The organism is Streptomyces sp. NPDC107654, assembly GCF_055639035.1.
The window spans coordinates 303,079-318,955 of the sequence record NZ_JBVKBI010000003.1; the positions used below are offsets into that span (position 1 = coordinate 303,079).

General features: G+C 74.6%; 11 protein-coding genes and 1 pseudogene. 6 read left to right on the forward strand and 6 right to left on the reverse strand.

Translation table 11 applies throughout. From position 1 onward, the window contains the following. Positions 1 to 32: 32 nt before the first annotated feature. Both ACZ7N4_RS07395 and ACZ7N4_RS07400 read right to left on the reverse strand, forming a co-directional pair. Positions 33 to 1,538: an esterase gene (locus ACZ7N4_RS07395; protein WP_471354788.1), complete on the reverse strand. Its 1,506-nt coding sequence runs from the start codon at positions 1,536 to 1,538 to the stop codon at positions 33 to 35. A gap of 163 nt (positions 1,539 to 1,701) precedes the next feature. Beyond that, positions 1,702 to 3,540: a glycoside hydrolase family 15 protein gene (locus ACZ7N4_RS07400; protein WP_471354790.1), complete on the reverse strand. Its 1,839-nt coding sequence runs from the start codon at positions 3,538 to 3,540 to the stop codon at positions 1,702 to 1,704. Between the two features lie 285 nt (positions 3,541 to 3,825). Between ACZ7N4_RS07400 and ACZ7N4_RS07405 the strand changes: the two genes are divergently transcribed. Then, positions 3,826 to 4,032: a hypothetical protein gene (locus tag ACZ7N4_RS07405; protein ID WP_471354792.1), complete on the forward strand. Its 207-nt coding sequence runs from the start codon at positions 3,826 to 3,828 to the stop codon at positions 4,030 to 4,032. 76 nt (positions 4,033 to 4,108) lie between these two features. Here the strand turns inward: ACZ7N4_RS07405 and ACZ7N4_RS07410 are convergent, their stop codons facing one another. Then, positions 4,109 to 4,597: a DUF5709 domain-containing protein gene (locus ACZ7N4_RS07410; RefSeq protein ID WP_471354794.1), complete on the reverse strand. Its 489-nt coding sequence runs from the start codon at positions 4,595 to 4,597 to the stop codon at positions 4,109 to 4,111. 881 nt (positions 4,598 to 5,478) lie between these two features. After that, positions 5,479 to 7,155 carry a hypothetical protein gene (locus tag ACZ7N4_RS07415; RefSeq protein WP_471354796.1) on the reverse strand — a complete coding sequence of 559 codons (1,677 nt, stop codon included), beginning with the start codon at positions 7,153 to 7,155 and terminating at the stop codon, positions 5,479 to 5,481. A gap of 103 nt (positions 7,156 to 7,258) precedes the next feature. Between ACZ7N4_RS07415 and ACZ7N4_RS07420 the strand changes: the two are divergent. Beyond that, positions 7,259 to 7,630 (forward strand): annotated as a pseudogene (locus ACZ7N4_RS07420) (BlaI/MecI/CopY family transcriptional regulator); the annotation flags it as partial. Positions 7,631 to 7,871: 241 nt separating this feature from the next. On the opposite strand, the gene ACZ7N4_RS07425 reads toward ACZ7N4_RS07420, so the two are convergent. Further along, entirely contained in the window at positions 7,872 to 10,226 is a 2,355-nt protein-coding gene (locus ACZ7N4_RS07425; RefSeq protein WP_471354798.1) for a glycoside hydrolase family 65 protein, read from the reverse strand. Then, the gene (locus tag ACZ7N4_RS07430) at positions 10,223 to 10,963 is read right to left on the reverse strand and encodes an HAD family hydrolase (RefSeq protein ID WP_471354800.1); all 741 of its coding nucleotides are present in this window, start codon (positions 10,961 to 10,963) and stop codon (positions 10,223 to 10,225) included. Before ACZ7N4_RS07430 ends, ACZ7N4_RS07425 begins: the two co-directional genes overlap by 4 nt. Positions 10,964 to 11,189: 226 nt before the next feature. Between ACZ7N4_RS07430 and ACZ7N4_RS07435 the strand changes: the two genes are divergently transcribed. The 4 genes from ACZ7N4_RS07435 (at position 11,190) to ACZ7N4_RS07450 (ending at position 15,864) form a co-directional block, all read left to right on the forward strand. After that, on the forward strand, positions 11,190 to 11,852 hold the full coding sequence (locus tag ACZ7N4_RS07435) for a nucleoside/nucleotide kinase family protein (protein WP_471354802.1): 663 nt from the start codon (positions 11,190 to 11,192) through the stop codon (positions 11,850 to 11,852). Positions 11,853 to 12,322: 470 nt separating this feature from the next. Further along, entirely contained in the window at positions 12,323 to 14,143 is a 1,821-nt protein-coding gene (locus ACZ7N4_RS07440; RefSeq protein ID WP_471354804.1) for a phospholipid carrier-dependent glycosyltransferase, read from the forward strand. Between the two features lie 78 nt (positions 14,144 to 14,221). Further along, entirely contained in the window at positions 14,222 to 15,139 is a 918-nt protein-coding gene (locus ACZ7N4_RS07445; RefSeq protein ID WP_471354807.1) for a MurR/RpiR family transcriptional regulator, read from the forward strand. Positions 15,140 to 15,483: 344 nt separating this feature from the next. After that, positions 15,484 to 15,864, forward strand: a complete 381-nt coding sequence (locus ACZ7N4_RS07450) for a hypothetical protein (protein WP_471354808.1) — start codon at positions 15,484 to 15,486, stop codon at positions 15,862 to 15,864. The last annotated feature ends 13 nt before the right edge of the window (positions 15,865 to 15,877 follow it).

Sequence of the window (15,877 nt, forward strand, 5' to 3'; positions counted from 1 at the left end):
TGCGGACACACCGCCCGATCGGGTGACCGGTCCTACTCGTCGACCACGGCGCCGAAGCGGGCTCCGTGGGCGGGTGCGCCGAGGGAGGCGGCGCCGTAGGACCAGGAGCCGTCGGCGAGCAGTCCGCCGCGGCTCGCGGGGAGCAGCCACAGCGCGCCGTCGCCCGCGTTCTCGCCGGGTGCCGCGGCGAGGAGTTCGGCGCGGCCGTCGCCGTCGGTGTCGGCGAGGCGGACCTGGGCACCCCAGGCGTCGTCGGTCTCGGCGGTGCCGGGGACGTGCGGGGTGTTCTGGTCGAAGGACTGGGCGCGGGTGCCGGTGAGACCGGTGCGGGTGCCGCGGAGCAGCCACACGGCGCCCGCGTCGGCGACGCCGCCGACGTCCTCGCCGGGCGCGCCGACCGCCAGGTCCGCGTAGCCGTCGCCGTTCACGTCGGCCACGGACAGGTCGGCGCCCCATGCGTCGCCCCGCTCGGCGGTGCCCGGGACGCCCGGGGAGTTCTGCGACCACCACTGCGGGGCGGTGCCGGGGCCCTGGGTGCCGGCGGGGCCGTGCGCGCCGCCGTAGTAGACGGCGACGAGGCCGCCGGGGGCGTTCGCGTCGCCGGCGGCCTCGTCGGCGGCGCTGAGCCGGCCCACCACCAGGTCGTCGTATCCGTCGCGGTCGATGTCGCCGGAGGCCGAACCGAGACCGCCGTGCAGGTCGCGCCGGTAGGCGAGACCCTCCGGGCCGCCCGCGTAGTAGGCCGACCAGCCCTTGGTGTAGTCGTCGTCGGGGCTGTAGCCGGAGACGACGAGGTCGGCGAAGCCGTTGTGGTCGTAGTCGCCGGTGGTGACGTAGCCGGGCTGGAGCCGGTGGCCGGCGGAGTGCGGGGCGCCGACCCGGCGCAGGACGCCCGCGTGCCAGGTGAACGCGGTGAGGCCCACCTTCTGGTCGACCACCACGAGCTGGTCGGAGTCCACGTCCCCGGTGAACCGGGCGGCGGCCGCGGCGAGGCCGAAGCGGGCGCCGGCGGCGGGTTTCGCGGCTGTCACCGAGGCGGTCCGCTCGGCGCCGAGGCCCTTCTTCGAGCCGTACAGGACGGTCACCCGGCCCGCGTCGGCGACGCGTCCCTCGTCCTCGCCGGGCGCGCCGATCACGGCGTCGTCGTAGCCGTCGCCGTCCAGGTCGCCGCTGGCGACGGTCTGCCCGAAGTCGTCCCAGGCCTCGGAGGTGCCGGGCACGCCCCGGGTGGACTGGCTGAGCACCTGGACCCGCCCCCTGGGAACGGTGGCGCGGGTGCCGATGCCGTTCGGGGCGCCGTACTGGACGGTGACGTAGCCGGCGCCCTCCTTGCCGTCGACGGTGCCCTCGGGAACACCGGTGAGCAGGTCCGTGTAGCCGTCGCCGTCGAAGTCGCTGTTGCGGTCGGCGGCCGCGGTGCCGCCGGGCGCGCCGGCGAACGCGGCCGGGGCGGCGAGGATGCCCGCCGAGGCCAGCAGCAGGAAGGAGGCCGCCGTGACGGCAGCGGAGCCTGCGGTGCGACGGGTGATTGCGGTCATGTCTGTTGCCCCCGGAGTGATGGACGGGTCGCCAGGTGGACGGTGACCGGTCGGTCGGACCGGCGCATGGTTCGACCCGGCGGGGGCGGGGGTGGTTGTGGGGCGCGGACGGTCTGTGACGGGGCGGTGACAGATCATCGCCGGGCCGGGGGTACGGCGGGCGTCAGCCGAGGGCGCGGTCCAGGTTGAAGGCGGCGCTGATGAGGGAGAGATGGGTGAACGCCTGCGGGAAGTTGCCCTGCTGCTCGCCGGTGCGGCCGATCTCCTCGGCGTACAGGCCGAGGTGGTTGGCGTAGGTGAGCATCTTCTCGAAGGCCAGCCGGGCCTCGTCGAGCCGGCCGGCCCGGACGAGCGCCTCGACGTACCAGAACGAGCAGATGGAGAACGTGCCCTCGTCGCCGCGGAGCCCGTCGGGGCTGGCCTGGGGGTCGTAGCGGTAGACGAGCGAGTCGGAGACCAGGTCCTCGGTGAGGGCGTCCAGGGTGGACAGCCACTTGGGGTCGGTGGGGGCGATGAACTTGGCGAGCGGCATCATCAGCAGGGAGGCGTCCAGGACGTCCCCGCCCTCGTACTGCACGAAGGCGCGCCGGCGCTCCGACCAGCCGCGGTCCATGATCCGCCGGTAGATGGCGTCGCGGGCCTGGCGCCAGCGCCGGTGGTCGGCGGGCAGCCCGCGGTGGGTGGCGAGGCGGATGGCCCGCTCGATCGCGACCCAGCACATCAGCCGTGAGTACAGGAACTCCTTGCGTCCGCCGCGGGTCTCCCACACGCCCTCGTCGGGCTGGTCCCAGTGGTCGCACACCCAGTCGACCAGGTGGCACACGTCGTCCCACTGGCCGCTGGAGATGGGCTGGGCCCACTTGTCGTAGAGGTAGATGGAGTCGATCAGGGCGCCGTAGATGTCGAGCTGGAGCTGGCCGACGGCGGCGTTGCCGACCCGGACCGGGGCCGAACCCTGGTGGCCGGTGAGGTGCGGCAGTTCGCGTTCGGGCAGGTCGGTGCGGCCGTCGATGCCGTACATGATCTGCAGTGGGCCGGAGCCGTCGCGGCAGCCGGGGCTGATGTGGGTGGTGACGAACCCCATGAACGCCTCGGCTTCCCCGGTGAAGCCGAGCCGCAGCAGCGCGTACACGGCGAAGGCGGCGTCGCGCACCCACACGTACCTGTAGTCCCAGTTCCGCTCGCCGCCGAGTTGTTCGGGCAGGCTGGTGGTGGGGGCGGCGACGATGGCGCCGGTGGGGGCGTAGGTGAGGAGTTTCAGGGTGAGCGCGGAGCGGTGCACCATCTCGCGCCAGCGGCCCCGGTAGCGGGACTGGTGCAGCCAGCGCCGCCAGTAGGCGACCGTGGCGTTGAACTGGTGCTCCGCCTCGGCGTGGGCGCAGCCGCGCGGGGTGACCTGGCCGGTGACCTGGTCGAGGGCGAACACCGCGGACTCGCCCTCGGCGAGTTTGAAGTCGGCGCGGGCGTCCCGCGCGTCGCACTCCAGGGCCACGGTGGAGGTGAGCGCCAGCGACTGGCCGGGGGACTCGAACAGGACCATGCCGTCAAGGTCGGTCAGGGTGTGCGGGGCGGCGCCGTAGTCGAAGCGGGGGGCCACCAGGGCGCGGAACGGGACGGTGCCGCGGACGCACACCACGCGCCGGATCAGCCGGTGCCGTCCCGCCTCGCCGCGTGCGTCGTCGGCGACCGGCATGAAGTCCTGCACCTCGCCGACGCCCTCCTCGGTGAAGAACCGGGTGATCAGCACGTTGGTGTCGGGGAAGTAGAACTGCTTGGTCCGGGCCGGTACGGCGGCGGCCAGCTCGAAGCAGCCGCCGCGCTCGGCGTCGAGGACGGCCGCGAAGACGCTCGGGGAGTCGAAGGCGGGGCAGCAGTACCAGTCGATCGTGCCGTTGCTGCCGACCAGGGCCACCGTGCGCAGGTCGCCGATGAGCCCGTGCTCGGCGATGGGCAGGCAGCCGGGGGTGCGGGTGGCGTGCTCGGGATACACGGTCTCGGCCATCGACGGCCTCCCGGTGAGCGGTGCGGTGTGCGGTGCGGTCCGGTGAGGGTGAGGTGCGGTGTGCGGTGCGGTCCGCTCCGGTGAGCGGTGCGGTGCGGTGTGCGACGGGTACGGGTGTTTCCAGCTTAGGAGCGAGTGGTTCCGAGTGGCGTGGGAACGCGCTCCGCACCCGCTCCCGACGCGCCTGGAGATGCAGGCTGCGCCGTGGAGGGGAATGGTGAGAGTGTGCCTCGTTTCGACAGGCACCGGCACGGATGCGGTCATCCGGACCGAGGAGGAGGCATCATGTCGACATCCACACCCGAAGAGTCCCGTTCGTCGGACGACGTCTGCACCCCGGACGCCCTGCTCCACTCCGCGCCCCCCGGGGACGTCACCCCTGAGGACCTGGTGATGGCGGCGGGCAGGGACGTCACACCGAAGACCCTCGACTGGGCGCGTCGCAAGCTGGCGTCGGAGGGCCCGGCGGCCATCGAGAGGCTGCTCCCCTAGGGCGGTCCGGGGAACTCAGGGACACCAACGGGGGCACCGGCCGGGCGTGCGCACGCCCGGCCGGTGCCGTGTGCGCTCACTCCGGCAGTTCGCTCTCGTCCGGGATCACGTGCATCGCGGCCTCCTCGGCGCCGGCTGCTCCGCCGTCGATGCCGACGTCGCGGGCGACCTCCTCCTTGGTGGTGTCGGTGTGGGCGCCCTCGTCGGGAGCCACCAGGCGGCCGGCGCGGGGCTCGCCCGCCTCCGGGTCGACCGGCTCGCCCTCGCCGCCGGGCAGGTCGCCGATCTCGTCGCCGGCCGGCGGGGTCACGTCGGGGACCTCCTGGCCGAGCCGTTGGTCCAGGGTCTCCCCCGCGTGCTGCTCGGCGGCGGTGGTGCCGTGCCGGGTGACGCCGAGGGGGCGTTCGGGCGGGGAGTAGCCCTCGTCGAGGATGTCGTCGTAGGTGCGTTCGCCGACCGCGTCCTGCAGGTCGAGGGGACCGGCGTCCTCCTGTTCCTCGTTGGTGCCGGTGGGCTGGTATGCGTCGTCGGCCATCGGGGTCTGCTCGGACTGCTGGTCGCTCATGGTCGCCTCCTTCGGGCTCGCGGACGGTCCTGGTCCGCGTTTCCCGTGACCGGGCCGTTAACCCCCTCGGCGCCGGGACGGGCCGGCCGGCGCTCGCTGACGCGAGCACCGAACGGCCGTCCCGCCGACCCTGATCCACTCCTGCCGCGTCGGGAGCCTCGGACGCGGTGCCGGGCCGGGCGGTGAGGGTGCCGGCCCGGGCGGGGAGGTGCGGAGCGGGATCAGGGACGGCCGTCCACAGCCTTGTGCCATGCATCCGCAGCTGCAACATATGTGCAGTAAAGGGCGCGGCAGGCCTTTCCCATGGGGAGGGAAAGGCGGTCGTGGGGCGGTCAGAGAGTGGCGTCGGGCGGTCACAGGGTGGCGTGCGGGCCGTCCGGGCAGCCGGTGCGCTGCCGGACGGTGTCCCGGCCGAGCTGCTCCGGCTCCCGTTTCCGGCCACCGTCTCCGGCGACCGCTCGGAGCCGTCCTCGGTGATGACCGAGGCGACGGGGAGGGCCCGGCGACCGAGGGCCGGGCCGACTGGTGGGCGAGGTCCGGCCGGCCGGTGGCCGAGTCGTCGTCCGCCGCGTCGTACAGCGCCTGGAGCTTGAGGAGGGCCGCCTCCCAGCGGATCAGGTCCGTCCCACGGCGCGGCTTCTGCGGGGCGCCCCGGGTCGCGGTCGGGGCCGTGGGCGCGGTCTCGGTCGCGGTCGGGGCCGTGGACGCGCCGGGCCGCGGCCGGCCCCTGGCCGGCGACCGTGGGCCGCCCCGTCCCGCTCTCGACGGCGGGCCAGTGCCGCCGGCCGGGTACGGCGCGCCGGACGGAAGGGCGATGCGGGCGCCGGCCTGTACGTGGGCGCGCCGACGGCCGGCGGTAGCGGTGCGTCCGGCCGGGGCCGTCATCGGCCGGCGCTCGGGAGGACGTAGTACAGCCGGACCGCGCCGACGGCTTCGGACGGCCAGTCGTGGGCGTAACCGGGCGGTGCGGACCCGGCCGGCACCAGCGTGGCGACCGGCATCCGCCGGGTGGTCCGGACGATGCCGTCCTCGGTGGTGTTCGCGTTGGGCCCGGCCGTCGCGCCCGAGGAGCACCCGGCGGCGAAGGCGACCGGAATGGCCTCGTGCCCGGTCACCAGACAGGGCGGCCGGATCCCCCGCCGCCCCAGCTCGGCCGCGGTACGGGCCCACGCACGGTGGGCCGCGGCGGTCTTGCCGACCGTGTGCACCAGCACGGCGAGCTGCACCGCGAGGTGAGCGACGAGCGCGGCACAGACCAGCACGGTGACGAGCGGGTGCCGGGACGGGTGCCGGGGCGAGGGCCGGGCGGCCGGAGGTGAGGCCGGGGGGTGGGCCGTGGCCGCGGGCTGGGCCGGGCGCCGGTCGGACCCCTGGTCCGGACCGTCCGGGAGACGGCGGGCCCCGCTCGCATCCGGGTGCCGGGCCGGGCGGCCGGGCCACGACGGGGTCCGGCCGCCGGCCGGGCGCCTCGCCTCGCCCTCGGTCCGGAGGGAGGAAGGTGCCAGCAGGTGGGTGAGGGTGGTGGCGGCGGGGAGCGCGAGGAGGGCGTAGGCGGGGAGGAGGAAGCGGGGGGCCGCGTAGCCGATCAGGAACAGGTAGGGGAACGCGGCGGTCGCCGCGCAGGCGAGCGGCAGGGCCGTGGGCGGCGTACGCCGGGCCCGTGCGGTGACCGCGAGGGCGAGCACGGCGAGCAGGGGAAGCGCGAACCACCAGAAGGTGAGCAGGGGGTGCGGCAGGGCGCCGGTGCACGGCCGGCACAGCGTGCGCCCGCCCAGGCTGCGCAGCTGGTCCACGACGGCGAGGTGCCAGCCGAGGCCGCCCTGGATCCGCGAGCCGTCGGACAGCCGGCGCGCCAGACCGCCGTAGCTCGTGTACGCCTCGATCACCCACTCCGCGGCGCCGGCCGCGAGCCCGGTGATCAGGACGAGCAGCGCCCGCCGGTGGCGGCGGGACAGGCCGGCGGCGAGCAGGGGCAGGGCCGCCCACACCGCGTCCACCGGCCGCATCCACGCCATGAGCACCGCGCTGCCCGCCAGACCCCACAGCGCGGCCCGCTCGGCGGGAGCGCGCAGGAAGCAGCCGACGGCGGCCAGGGCGGCCACGGCGACCCAGTAGTTGGGCATGGCCTGCGGGCCGTAGAACAGGGTCACCCACAGGGAGGCGAACAGGGCGCCGGCGAGGGCGAGTACGCGGCCCGGGAGGAGCCCGCGCCAGGCCCGCAGCGCCAGGAACAGGGCGAGGCCGGAGAGGACGGCGAGGTAGACGCGCAGCAGGGCGGTGGACGACGACCAGGACGCGACCGGCGCGACCAGCAGGGAGACGCCCCGCGCTCGGGGTGCGCTGAAGAAGGAGGCGGGCGCGTGTCCGCTGACCTGGCTGACGTACACCGTCTCGTCCCAGCCGAGCCCCAGCCCCGGGCCCACGAGGACCAGTTGGGCCAGGGTGAAGACCGCGGCGACGGCCGCCGGCGGCCGGACGGCGCGCAGGGAACCAACGGACGAGCGGCGCGCGCCCTCACGGCTCGCCGCGTCCAGTGTCGCGTGCGCACTGCCGGCCATGACCACCCTCCGGGAATCACGGCCAACCTAACGCCGCCCGCCCCGCGCGACCCGGCGGACAGGGCCATCCGGCCGACGGCCCTACGCGCTGTAAGGTTGGGGCATGGCTGGCACAGGGTCCCGCGGCAGGGCGGAGCGGCGCGGCGCCGGGGAGCTGGAGAGTGAGGTGCTGGCCGCCCTCTGGGCCACCGAGCGACCGCTGACCCCCGCGGAGATCCAGCAGGAGATCGGCGGCGGACTCGCGTACAACACGGTCCACACCATCCTCACCCGCCTGTACGACAAGGGGCTGGTCCGGCGGGGCGCCGACGGGCGGCGCGGCGCGTACCGGGCGGCGAGGGACGCGGCCGAGACGACCGCCGCGGCGATGCACGAGGCCCTGGACCGTGGCCCGGACCCGATCGCGGCGCTCCGGCACTTCGTGACCGGCCTGAGCGCCGAGGAGGAGCGGGCCCTGCGCGAGCTGCTCCGCGGAGACCGGAACGAAGACCGGAACGGAGAGCGAACCGCAGGCCGAAGCGGACACGGAAGCGAAGACCGAACCGAACCGGAGACCGCACGGCGAGCCCCAGACGGAGACGGAACCGGCAACGGAATCGCGGGTCGAGACGGAACCGGAACCGCGGACGGGGACGGCCCCGCCGGCGGAGCGGTGAGCCCGGACACGGCCGCAGGGGGTGCCTGAGGCCGGTCCGGACCCACGCGGAGGACGGGGTTCAGCCGCCGTTCGGCGCCCGGTGCGGCGGCTGTTCGGGAGCGGGCCGGCGGATCACCGGCGGTACGGCCCGGACGGCCGGTTCGTCGACGGTGACCTCCAGCGACTCGCCGTGGTGGCCCAGCGTCAGCGGCGGCCCGTCCAGCAGCGCGTACGTCACCTTGTCCGCGCCGATGTCCACGCGCAGCCGGCGTCCGCGGAACTGGACGTGGAAGGCGAGCCGGCGCAGCCGCTCGGGCAGCCGGGGCGCGAACCGCAGCCGCTCGCCGACGCGCCGCATCCCGCCGAAGCCCGCGACCAGTGCCATCCAGGTGCCCGCGAGCGAGGCGATGTGCAGCCCGTCCCTGGTGTTGTGCTCCAGGTCATGGAGGTCCATCAGCGCGGCCTCGGTGGTGTAGGCGTAGGCGAGGTCCAGGTGGCCGGTCCGGGCGGCGACGACGGCCTGGCAGCAGGCGGACAGGGAGGAGTCGCGGACGGTCAGCGGCTCGTAGTAGGCGAAGTTCCGGGCGATCTGCTCCTCGCCGTACTTCTCCTCGAACCAGTCGCCGCACGTGTACATGGCCAGCACCAGGTCGGCCTGTTTGACGACCTGCTTGCGGTAGAGGTCGAAGTAGGGGAAGTGCAGCAGCAGCGGGTACTGGTCGGGGCGGGTGCCCTCGAAGTCCCAGCGCTGGTAGCGGGTGAACCCGGCGTGCTGTTCGTGAACGCCGAGTTCGGCGTTGTAGGGGATGTGCATGGCGTCGGCGGCGTCCCGCCAGGCCGCGCTCTCCTCCTCGTCCACCCCGAGCCGCCGCGCCTCGGCCGGGTGGCGTTCCACGGCTTCGGCCGCGGCGCGCAGGTTCTGGCGGGCCATCAGGTTGGTGTACGTGTTGTCGTCGGCGACCGCGCTGTATTCGTCGGGGCCGGTGACGCCGTCGAGGTGGAAGACGCCGTGGGTGTCGTGGTGGCCCAGCGACCGCCACAGCCGGGCGGTCTCGACCAGCAGCTCCACGCCGGTCTCCCGTTCGAAGGCGGTGTCATCGGTGGCCGCGACGTAGCGGACGACGGCGTCGGCTATGCCGGCGTTCACGTGGAAGGCGGCGGTGCCGGCCGGCCAGTACGCGGAGCCCTCCGGTCCCGCGATGGTCCGCCAGGGGAACGCGGCCCCGGCGAGCCCCAGTTGCACCGCGCGTTCGCGGGCCTCGTCCAGGGTGCTGTGGCGCCAGCGCAGTGCCTCGGCGACGGCGGCGGGCGCGGTGTGGGTGAGGACGGGCAGGACGAACATCTCGGTGTCCCAGAACGCGTGCCCGTCGTAGCCGGAGCCGGTCAGTCCCTTGGCCGGGATGGCGCGCCGCTCGGCGCGGGCGCCGGCCTGCAGGACGTGGAACAGCGCGAAGCGGACGGCCTGCTGGATCTCCTCGTCGCCCTCCACCTCGACGTCGGCACGGGCCCAGAAGTCGTCCAGGCAGGCCCGCTGACCGTCGAGCAGACCCTGCCAGCCGTCGTGGCCGGCCGCGGCGAGCGCGGCGTCGACCTGGTCGGCCATGGCGGGCAGCGACCGGGTGCCGGACCAGCCGTGCGCGACCAGTTTCTCCACCCGCAGCGTCTGGCCGGGCTCCAGCACGGAGGTGACGGTGAGCCGGGCGACGTCGGTGCTGCTCTCGCTGCTGGTGGTGGTGCGGTCGGGGCCGGTGACGACGTGGTCGGCGGCCACGGCGACCCTGAGCCCGCTGCGCCGGGTGCGGTGCACCAGCCGCAGCCGGTTTCCGCCGGCGAAGCCGTCCTCCTGCTCCAGCGGTGACTTGAGGGCCCGCGCCGCGCGCGGGTCGCCGTCGGGTTCGGGCAGGCTCTCGTTGGCGACCAGCTCCGACTGGATCACCACGCGGCTGCGGCTGTCGACGGCCTCCACCTCGTAGGCCACGGCGGCGATCGCCCGCTGGGTCAGCGACACCAGCCGGGTGGAGCGCACCCGGACCGTGGAGCCGGCCGGCGAGATCCACTCGCAGGTCCGTTCCAGCACCCCGCGGCGCAGGTCGAGGACGCGCTCGTGGGCGACGAGCCGGCCGTAGCGCAGGTCGAACGGCTCGTCGTCCACGAGCAGCCGCAGGACCTTGCCGTTGGTGACGTCGATGACGGTCTGCCCGGACTCCGGGTAGCCGTAGCCGGCTTCCGCGTACGGCAGCGGGTGGACCTCGTGGACGCCGTTGAGGTAACTGCCCGGCAGACCGTGGGGTTCGCCCTCGTCGAGGTTGCCGCGCCAGCCGACGTGCCCGTTGGAGAGGGCGAACACCGACTCGCTCTGAGCGAGGACGTCGAGGTCGAGCGCGGTCTCGCGGACGGTCCACGGTTCGACGGCGTACGACCGGTCGGTGATCACTGCTTGCCTCCGAGTTCGGCGAGGTCCTTCACGACGGTGTCGGCGCCGTGCGCGTACAGCGCGTCGGTCTGGCCCGTCCGGTCCACGCCCACGACGTATCCGAAGCGGCCCGCGCGGCCCGCGTCCATGCCGGCCAGCGCGTCCTCGAAGACGGCCGCGCGGGACGCCTCGACGCCCAGGTCCCGGGCGGCGGCGAGGAAGGTGTCGGGGTGCGGCTTGCCCGGCAGGTTCCGCTCGACGGCCACCACGCCGTCGATGCGTACGTCGAAGAAGTGCTCGGCGTCGATGGAGCGCAGCACGTCGCGGCAGTTGGCGCTGGAGGAGACGATCGCGGTGCGCAGGCCCGCGGCGCGGACCGCCTCCAGATAGCGCAGGGTGCCCTCGTAGGCCTCGACCCCGCCGGTGCGGATCCGCTCCAGCAGCAGCTCGTTCTTGCGGTTGCCGAGGCCGTGGACGGTGCGGGCGTCCGGCGGGTCGCCGGGGCCGCCCTCGGGCAGGTGGATGCCGCGCGAGGCGAGGAAGGCGCGGACGCCGTCGGCGCGGGGGCGGCCGTCGACGTACTCGTCGTAGTCGGCGACGGTGTCGAACGGCCGTCCCTGCTCGCCCTCGTAGGCGCGCAGGAAGGCGTCGAACGTCTCCTTCCACGCCGCCGCGTGCACGACGGCCGTCTTGGTGACGACCCCGTCGAGGTCGAACAGGCAGGCCTGGATGGTGTCGGGCAGACCGAGCTGACTCATACCGGGGACTGTTCCCCGTCCGGAGCGCTCCAGCGAGTGGCGCACGCCACATGCCGCGCGGACGGTCGGTGCCACACTCTCCTGTGTGCCACCGAACTCCGGCTCCGTGCCTCCCTCCTCCGATTCCGTGCCTCCCTCCTCCGATTCCGCGCCTACGCCCTCCCACTCCGCGTCCACGACCCCCGACTCCGCACCCTCGACCTCCCGCTCTACGACCCCCCACTCCGTGCCTCCGACGTCCGGCCCCCTTCCGCTGACCTTCGACGGTCTCCTCGCCCGCGCCCGCGCCCTCCCCCGGAGCGGCCGGCGGGCCCTGCTCGGTATCGCGGGGAGTCCCGGCGCGGGCAAGACGACCCTGGCCGAGCGCCTGGTGGCCGCCCTGAACGGTGACGGACCGCCCTGGGCGGCGCACGTGCCCATGGACGGCTTCCACCTCGCCGACGCCGAACTGGACCGGCTGGGCCGCCGTGACCGCAAGGGCGCGCCGGACACCTTCGACGCGGGCGGGTACGCGGCGCTGCTGCGGCGGCTGCGCGAGGAGACCGACGACGTGGTGTACGCGCCGGGCTTCGAGCGGGTGCTGGAGCAGCCGGTCGCCGGCGCGATCCCGGTGCCGCCGCAGGCCCGGCTGGTGGTGACCGAGGGCAACTACCTTCTGCTGCGGGAAGGTTCGTGGGCGCGGGTGCGGCCCTGCCTGGACGAGGTGTGGTTCTGCGAGATGGACGAGGAGGAGCGGGTCCACCGACTGGTCGCCCGGCACGAGGAGTTCGGCAAGGAGCACGCGGCGGCCGTGGCCTGGGTGCGGGGCATCGACCAGCGCAACGCCGACCTGGTCGCGACGACACGGGAGCGCGCGGACCTGGTCGTGCCGGCCGGCGTACTGCGCTGACGCACGGGTGCGGTGCCGGGGCCGGCGTTCGGTTCCGTGCGCCGCGGGCCGCGCGTTCACGCCCCGCGCGCCCACCGGTCGCCGGGGCCTGCCCGGCCGGGTCCACGGCGCCCGCGCCCAGGAGCCGGGCGCGTTGGAGGTCACCGTGCGGGCCGGCGGCAAGGCGCCGCCGACGGCCGGCCACCGGGCGGTGCCCGGCGGTGCTGGGCGGTGCGGCTGGTCGCCGAACGGCCGCCGGCCGCGGGCAGCACCCTGCCGGTTCCGGCCGCGCCGAGGCGTGCCGGGAGGTTCGAGCGGACCGAGGTGAACTCCGAGGGGCTGCGGGCCGTACCGGTGTACACGGCAGAGGGTCTGTCGGTACGACTCGTGCGGCGGTGACGGCCGCGGGGGCGGGCGCGGTGCGACAGTGGAGCCATGACCAGGTCCCCGCGCCCGCCGGCCACCGCGGGGCCGGTGCGGCCGCTGGGCGGATGATGGCGCACGAACAGCACCCGGTCCTCCTCTCGGAGGCTCCCGCACGGCCGGAACGGCAGGTCCCGGCCGGCCGGTACGCGCTGCTGCGGCGGCACCGGCGGTGGCTGGTGCCGCTCCTGGTGGTCCTGCTGCTGGCGCAGATGGCCGCCGCGATGGTCACCACGGCCGTCCAGCAGACCCCCACGATCGACGAGCCCGTGTACGTCGCGACGGCCACCGACTATCTGCGCGAGCACCGGCTGCGCTACAACCCCGAGCATCCGCCGCTCGGGAAGCTGCTGATCGCGGTCGGGGTGGCGGTGGCGGACCCGCACTTCGACCCGTCGTACACCGGCAGCCAGGGCGAGGTGGGCCGGCACCTGCTGTACGCCTCGGGCAACGACCCCTGGCGGCTGATGCTGTGGGCGCGGCTGCCGGTGATCGTGCTGACGCTGCTGTGCGGGCTCGTGGTGTTCGCGTTCGCCCGGGACCTGGCGGGTACGGCGGCCGGGTCGGCCGCGCTGGCCCTGTACGCCTTCTCCCCCGACGTGATCGCCCACGGTTCGCTGGCCACCCTGGACCTGCCGGCGGCCGCTTCCGTCCTGACCTCGGCCTGGCTCGCCTGGCGGGCCCGGCGCCGCCCCGTCCTGTACCTGCCGCCGGCGGGTGCGGCCCTGGGCGCGGCCGTGGCGACCAAGATGAGCGCGCTGCCGGCGGTGCCGGTGGTGATGGGTCTGGCGGCGGTCTCCGCGTGGGCCGCGCACCGACCGCCGCTCCCCCTCCTGTCCCGGGCCTCCCTCCCCGTCCCTTCCCCCTCCGGACCTTCCCCGTCCGGCCCTTCCACCCCCGTCCGCCCTTCCCTCTCCGGCCCTCGTCGGTCCGCCCGGGCGGTCCTGGGGCGGCTCGTGGAGCGGCGGGGCGTAGGGGCGCTCGTGGGTGCCCTCGTCGTGGCGGTCGTCGCGGTCGTCGTCGTGTGGGCCGTGTACCTGGCCGTCGACCCGCGGCTGCGGTTCCTGCCCGCCGAGCCGGTGCCGGCCGTGCACGGGCTGCGGGGGCGGCTGGTGGAGCTGCTGCCGGTGCCGCCGGCCTACCGGGCCGGGATGCGGGTGCAGTTCGGGCTGGAGGGCCTCCCCTGGCAGGGGTACCTGTTCGGGCACCTGTACACCGGTTCGCTCTGGTACTACCTGCCGGCCGCCCTGCTGGTGAAGACCCCGCTGGGTCTGCTGGCGCTGGGCGGGGCCGGTGCCGTGGCGGTCGTGGCGCGGCGCCGGCTGCGGCCCGCGGCGCCGTACCTGCTCCTGCCGCCGGCGGTCCTGCTGGCGGCGGCGATGACGGGTTCGCGGGACTTCGGCACCCGGTACGCGCTGTTCGTGCCGGTGTTCTGCGCGGTGACCGCGGCCTGTGTGCTCGGGCCGCGCCGGCGGTGGGCGGGGCCGCTGACGGGCGCGCTGGTGCTGTGGGTGGCGGTGAGTTCGGTGCGGACGTTCCCGTACTACCTGCCGTATGCGAACGAGGCGTTCGGCGGGACGGCGCACACCCACCGGCTGCTGCACGACTCGAACGTGGACTGGGGACAGGACCTGGGGCGGCTCGCCGACCGGCTCCGGGAGCGGTACCCCGGCGAGCGGGTGTGGCTGGTGTACAAGGGCAGCGGCGTGCCGTCGTACTACGGCATCCGCGCCGCCGATCCGCGTACGGTGCCGCCGGACCGGGTGCACGGGCTGCTGGTGGTCTCGGACTCCTCCGTCGCCAAGGCGCGCGGGCGGCTCGCCGAGCTGATCGCGACCAGCCGGCCGGTCGGCTCGGTGGGCCGTTCCATCAGCCTGTACCGGAGGTGAGGCCACTGCTCCAACCCGCTGGTCACGGCGGTCGGTGAGCTATGTTGAGTGATCGTGGCAGACAAAGGAGGCCGACCGGTGCCCTCGCCGCAGCAGGCACGCGCACAGGCGTCAGCGATCACGTCGGGCAAGACGGCGCCCGAGGCCGAGGCCGCCCCGACCTCCCGGCTGCGGGAACTCTTCGACGGGCCTCGTCTGTCGCCGGGGCAGCGGCGCATCGCCCAGTACCTGATCGAGCACCTCACCGAGGCCGCGTTCCTGTCGATCACCGAGCTGGCGGACCGGGTGGGGGTCAGCCAGCCCTCGGTGACCCGCTTCGCCGGCGCCGTCGGTTTCAGCGGCTACCCCGCGCTGCGCGAGCAACTCCAGTCGATCGCGCTGAGCAGCCTGGCCGGCGGGCCGGGCGAGGAGGACCGGGCCAACGAGCTGCAGGCCGCCGTCGACGCCGAGCTCCAGAACCTGGAGAACCTGCGGCGGGACTTCGCCGACCCCGACCGGGTCATCCGCGTCGGCCGCGAGCTGTCCCGCTCCACCCCGCTGACCGTGCTGGGCCTGCGCATCTCGGTGTCGCTCGCCGAGTACTTCGGCTACGCCGCCCGCCGCATCCACCCCGACGTACGGCTGGTGACCCGCGGCGGCAGCGTGGCCTACGACGCGCTGCTGCAGGCCCGTGAGGCCGGCGGCAGCTGGGTGCTGGCCTTCGCCATGCCCCGGCACTCCCAGGAGACGCTCCAGGCCGTCCGGGTGGCGCGCGGGGCGGGTCTGAAGGTCGCGCTGGTGACCGACCTGGCGCTGGGGCCGCTGGCCGACGAGGCCGACATCACCTTCGCCACCGGCACCGGCTCCCGGCTGGTGTTCGACTCCTACGCCGCGCCCGGCGTGCTGGCCGCGGCGCTGCTCCAGGCCATGACCGACGCCGATCCGGAGCGCACCCAGGCCCGGCTGGAGAAGTACGAGCAGCTCTCCGAGCAGCACCAGTTCTTCCTCAGGGACTGAGCGCGCCGGCCGGCCGTTCTTCCGGCCGCGCCGGGCATTCGTGAAGATCTTGCGGTCACCAGCCCCCTGGACGGGGATGATTCACCGCATATCGCGCATGAATGTTTTCATACGCCTTGCAAACCACTCGGCATATATAAATACTGCTCGGCGGACGCAGTACCGGTTCCCCGCGTCCGGGGCCCCGCACGGACACCCCGACGCCGTCCCCTACCCACGTCGGCGCCCGGGGTGTACCGGGGCGTGTCGTCTGCGCGGCACGCCCGTGGCGGTCCCGGTCATCCCCTAGACCGGGGCCGCCCCGAATCCGTCGACCACCCTCACGACGCCGCACACCGGAAGCGATGATCATGACTCTCACCAGCACGCGCATCAGCCCCGACTGGCCCTGTCAGGTCAAGACGCCGGGCTCGTACGACTGGGAGCGCTCTGCGGCCAAGTGGCTGCGCGATCTGATCCCCGCGCGCTACGCGAGCTACCCGGCGCTCATCCGGCACCCGGTTCTGCTCGCCCGGCACGCGCAGATCCAGGTGCAACAGGAGATCCGGATCGCGCGGACCGCGCTGCAGACCGCGCGGGCCGAGCTGCCCGTCCTCGGCCTGCCCGAATCGGTGATCGAACATACGATCAAGCTGTACGCGGCGGAGGTCCTCCAGCTGCAGCACATCGCGCGCAGCGTCCGCGCGGTGAGCGAGGCACTGGCCGGACGTGGCACGGGCCGCTGACCCCCCGGCGCCC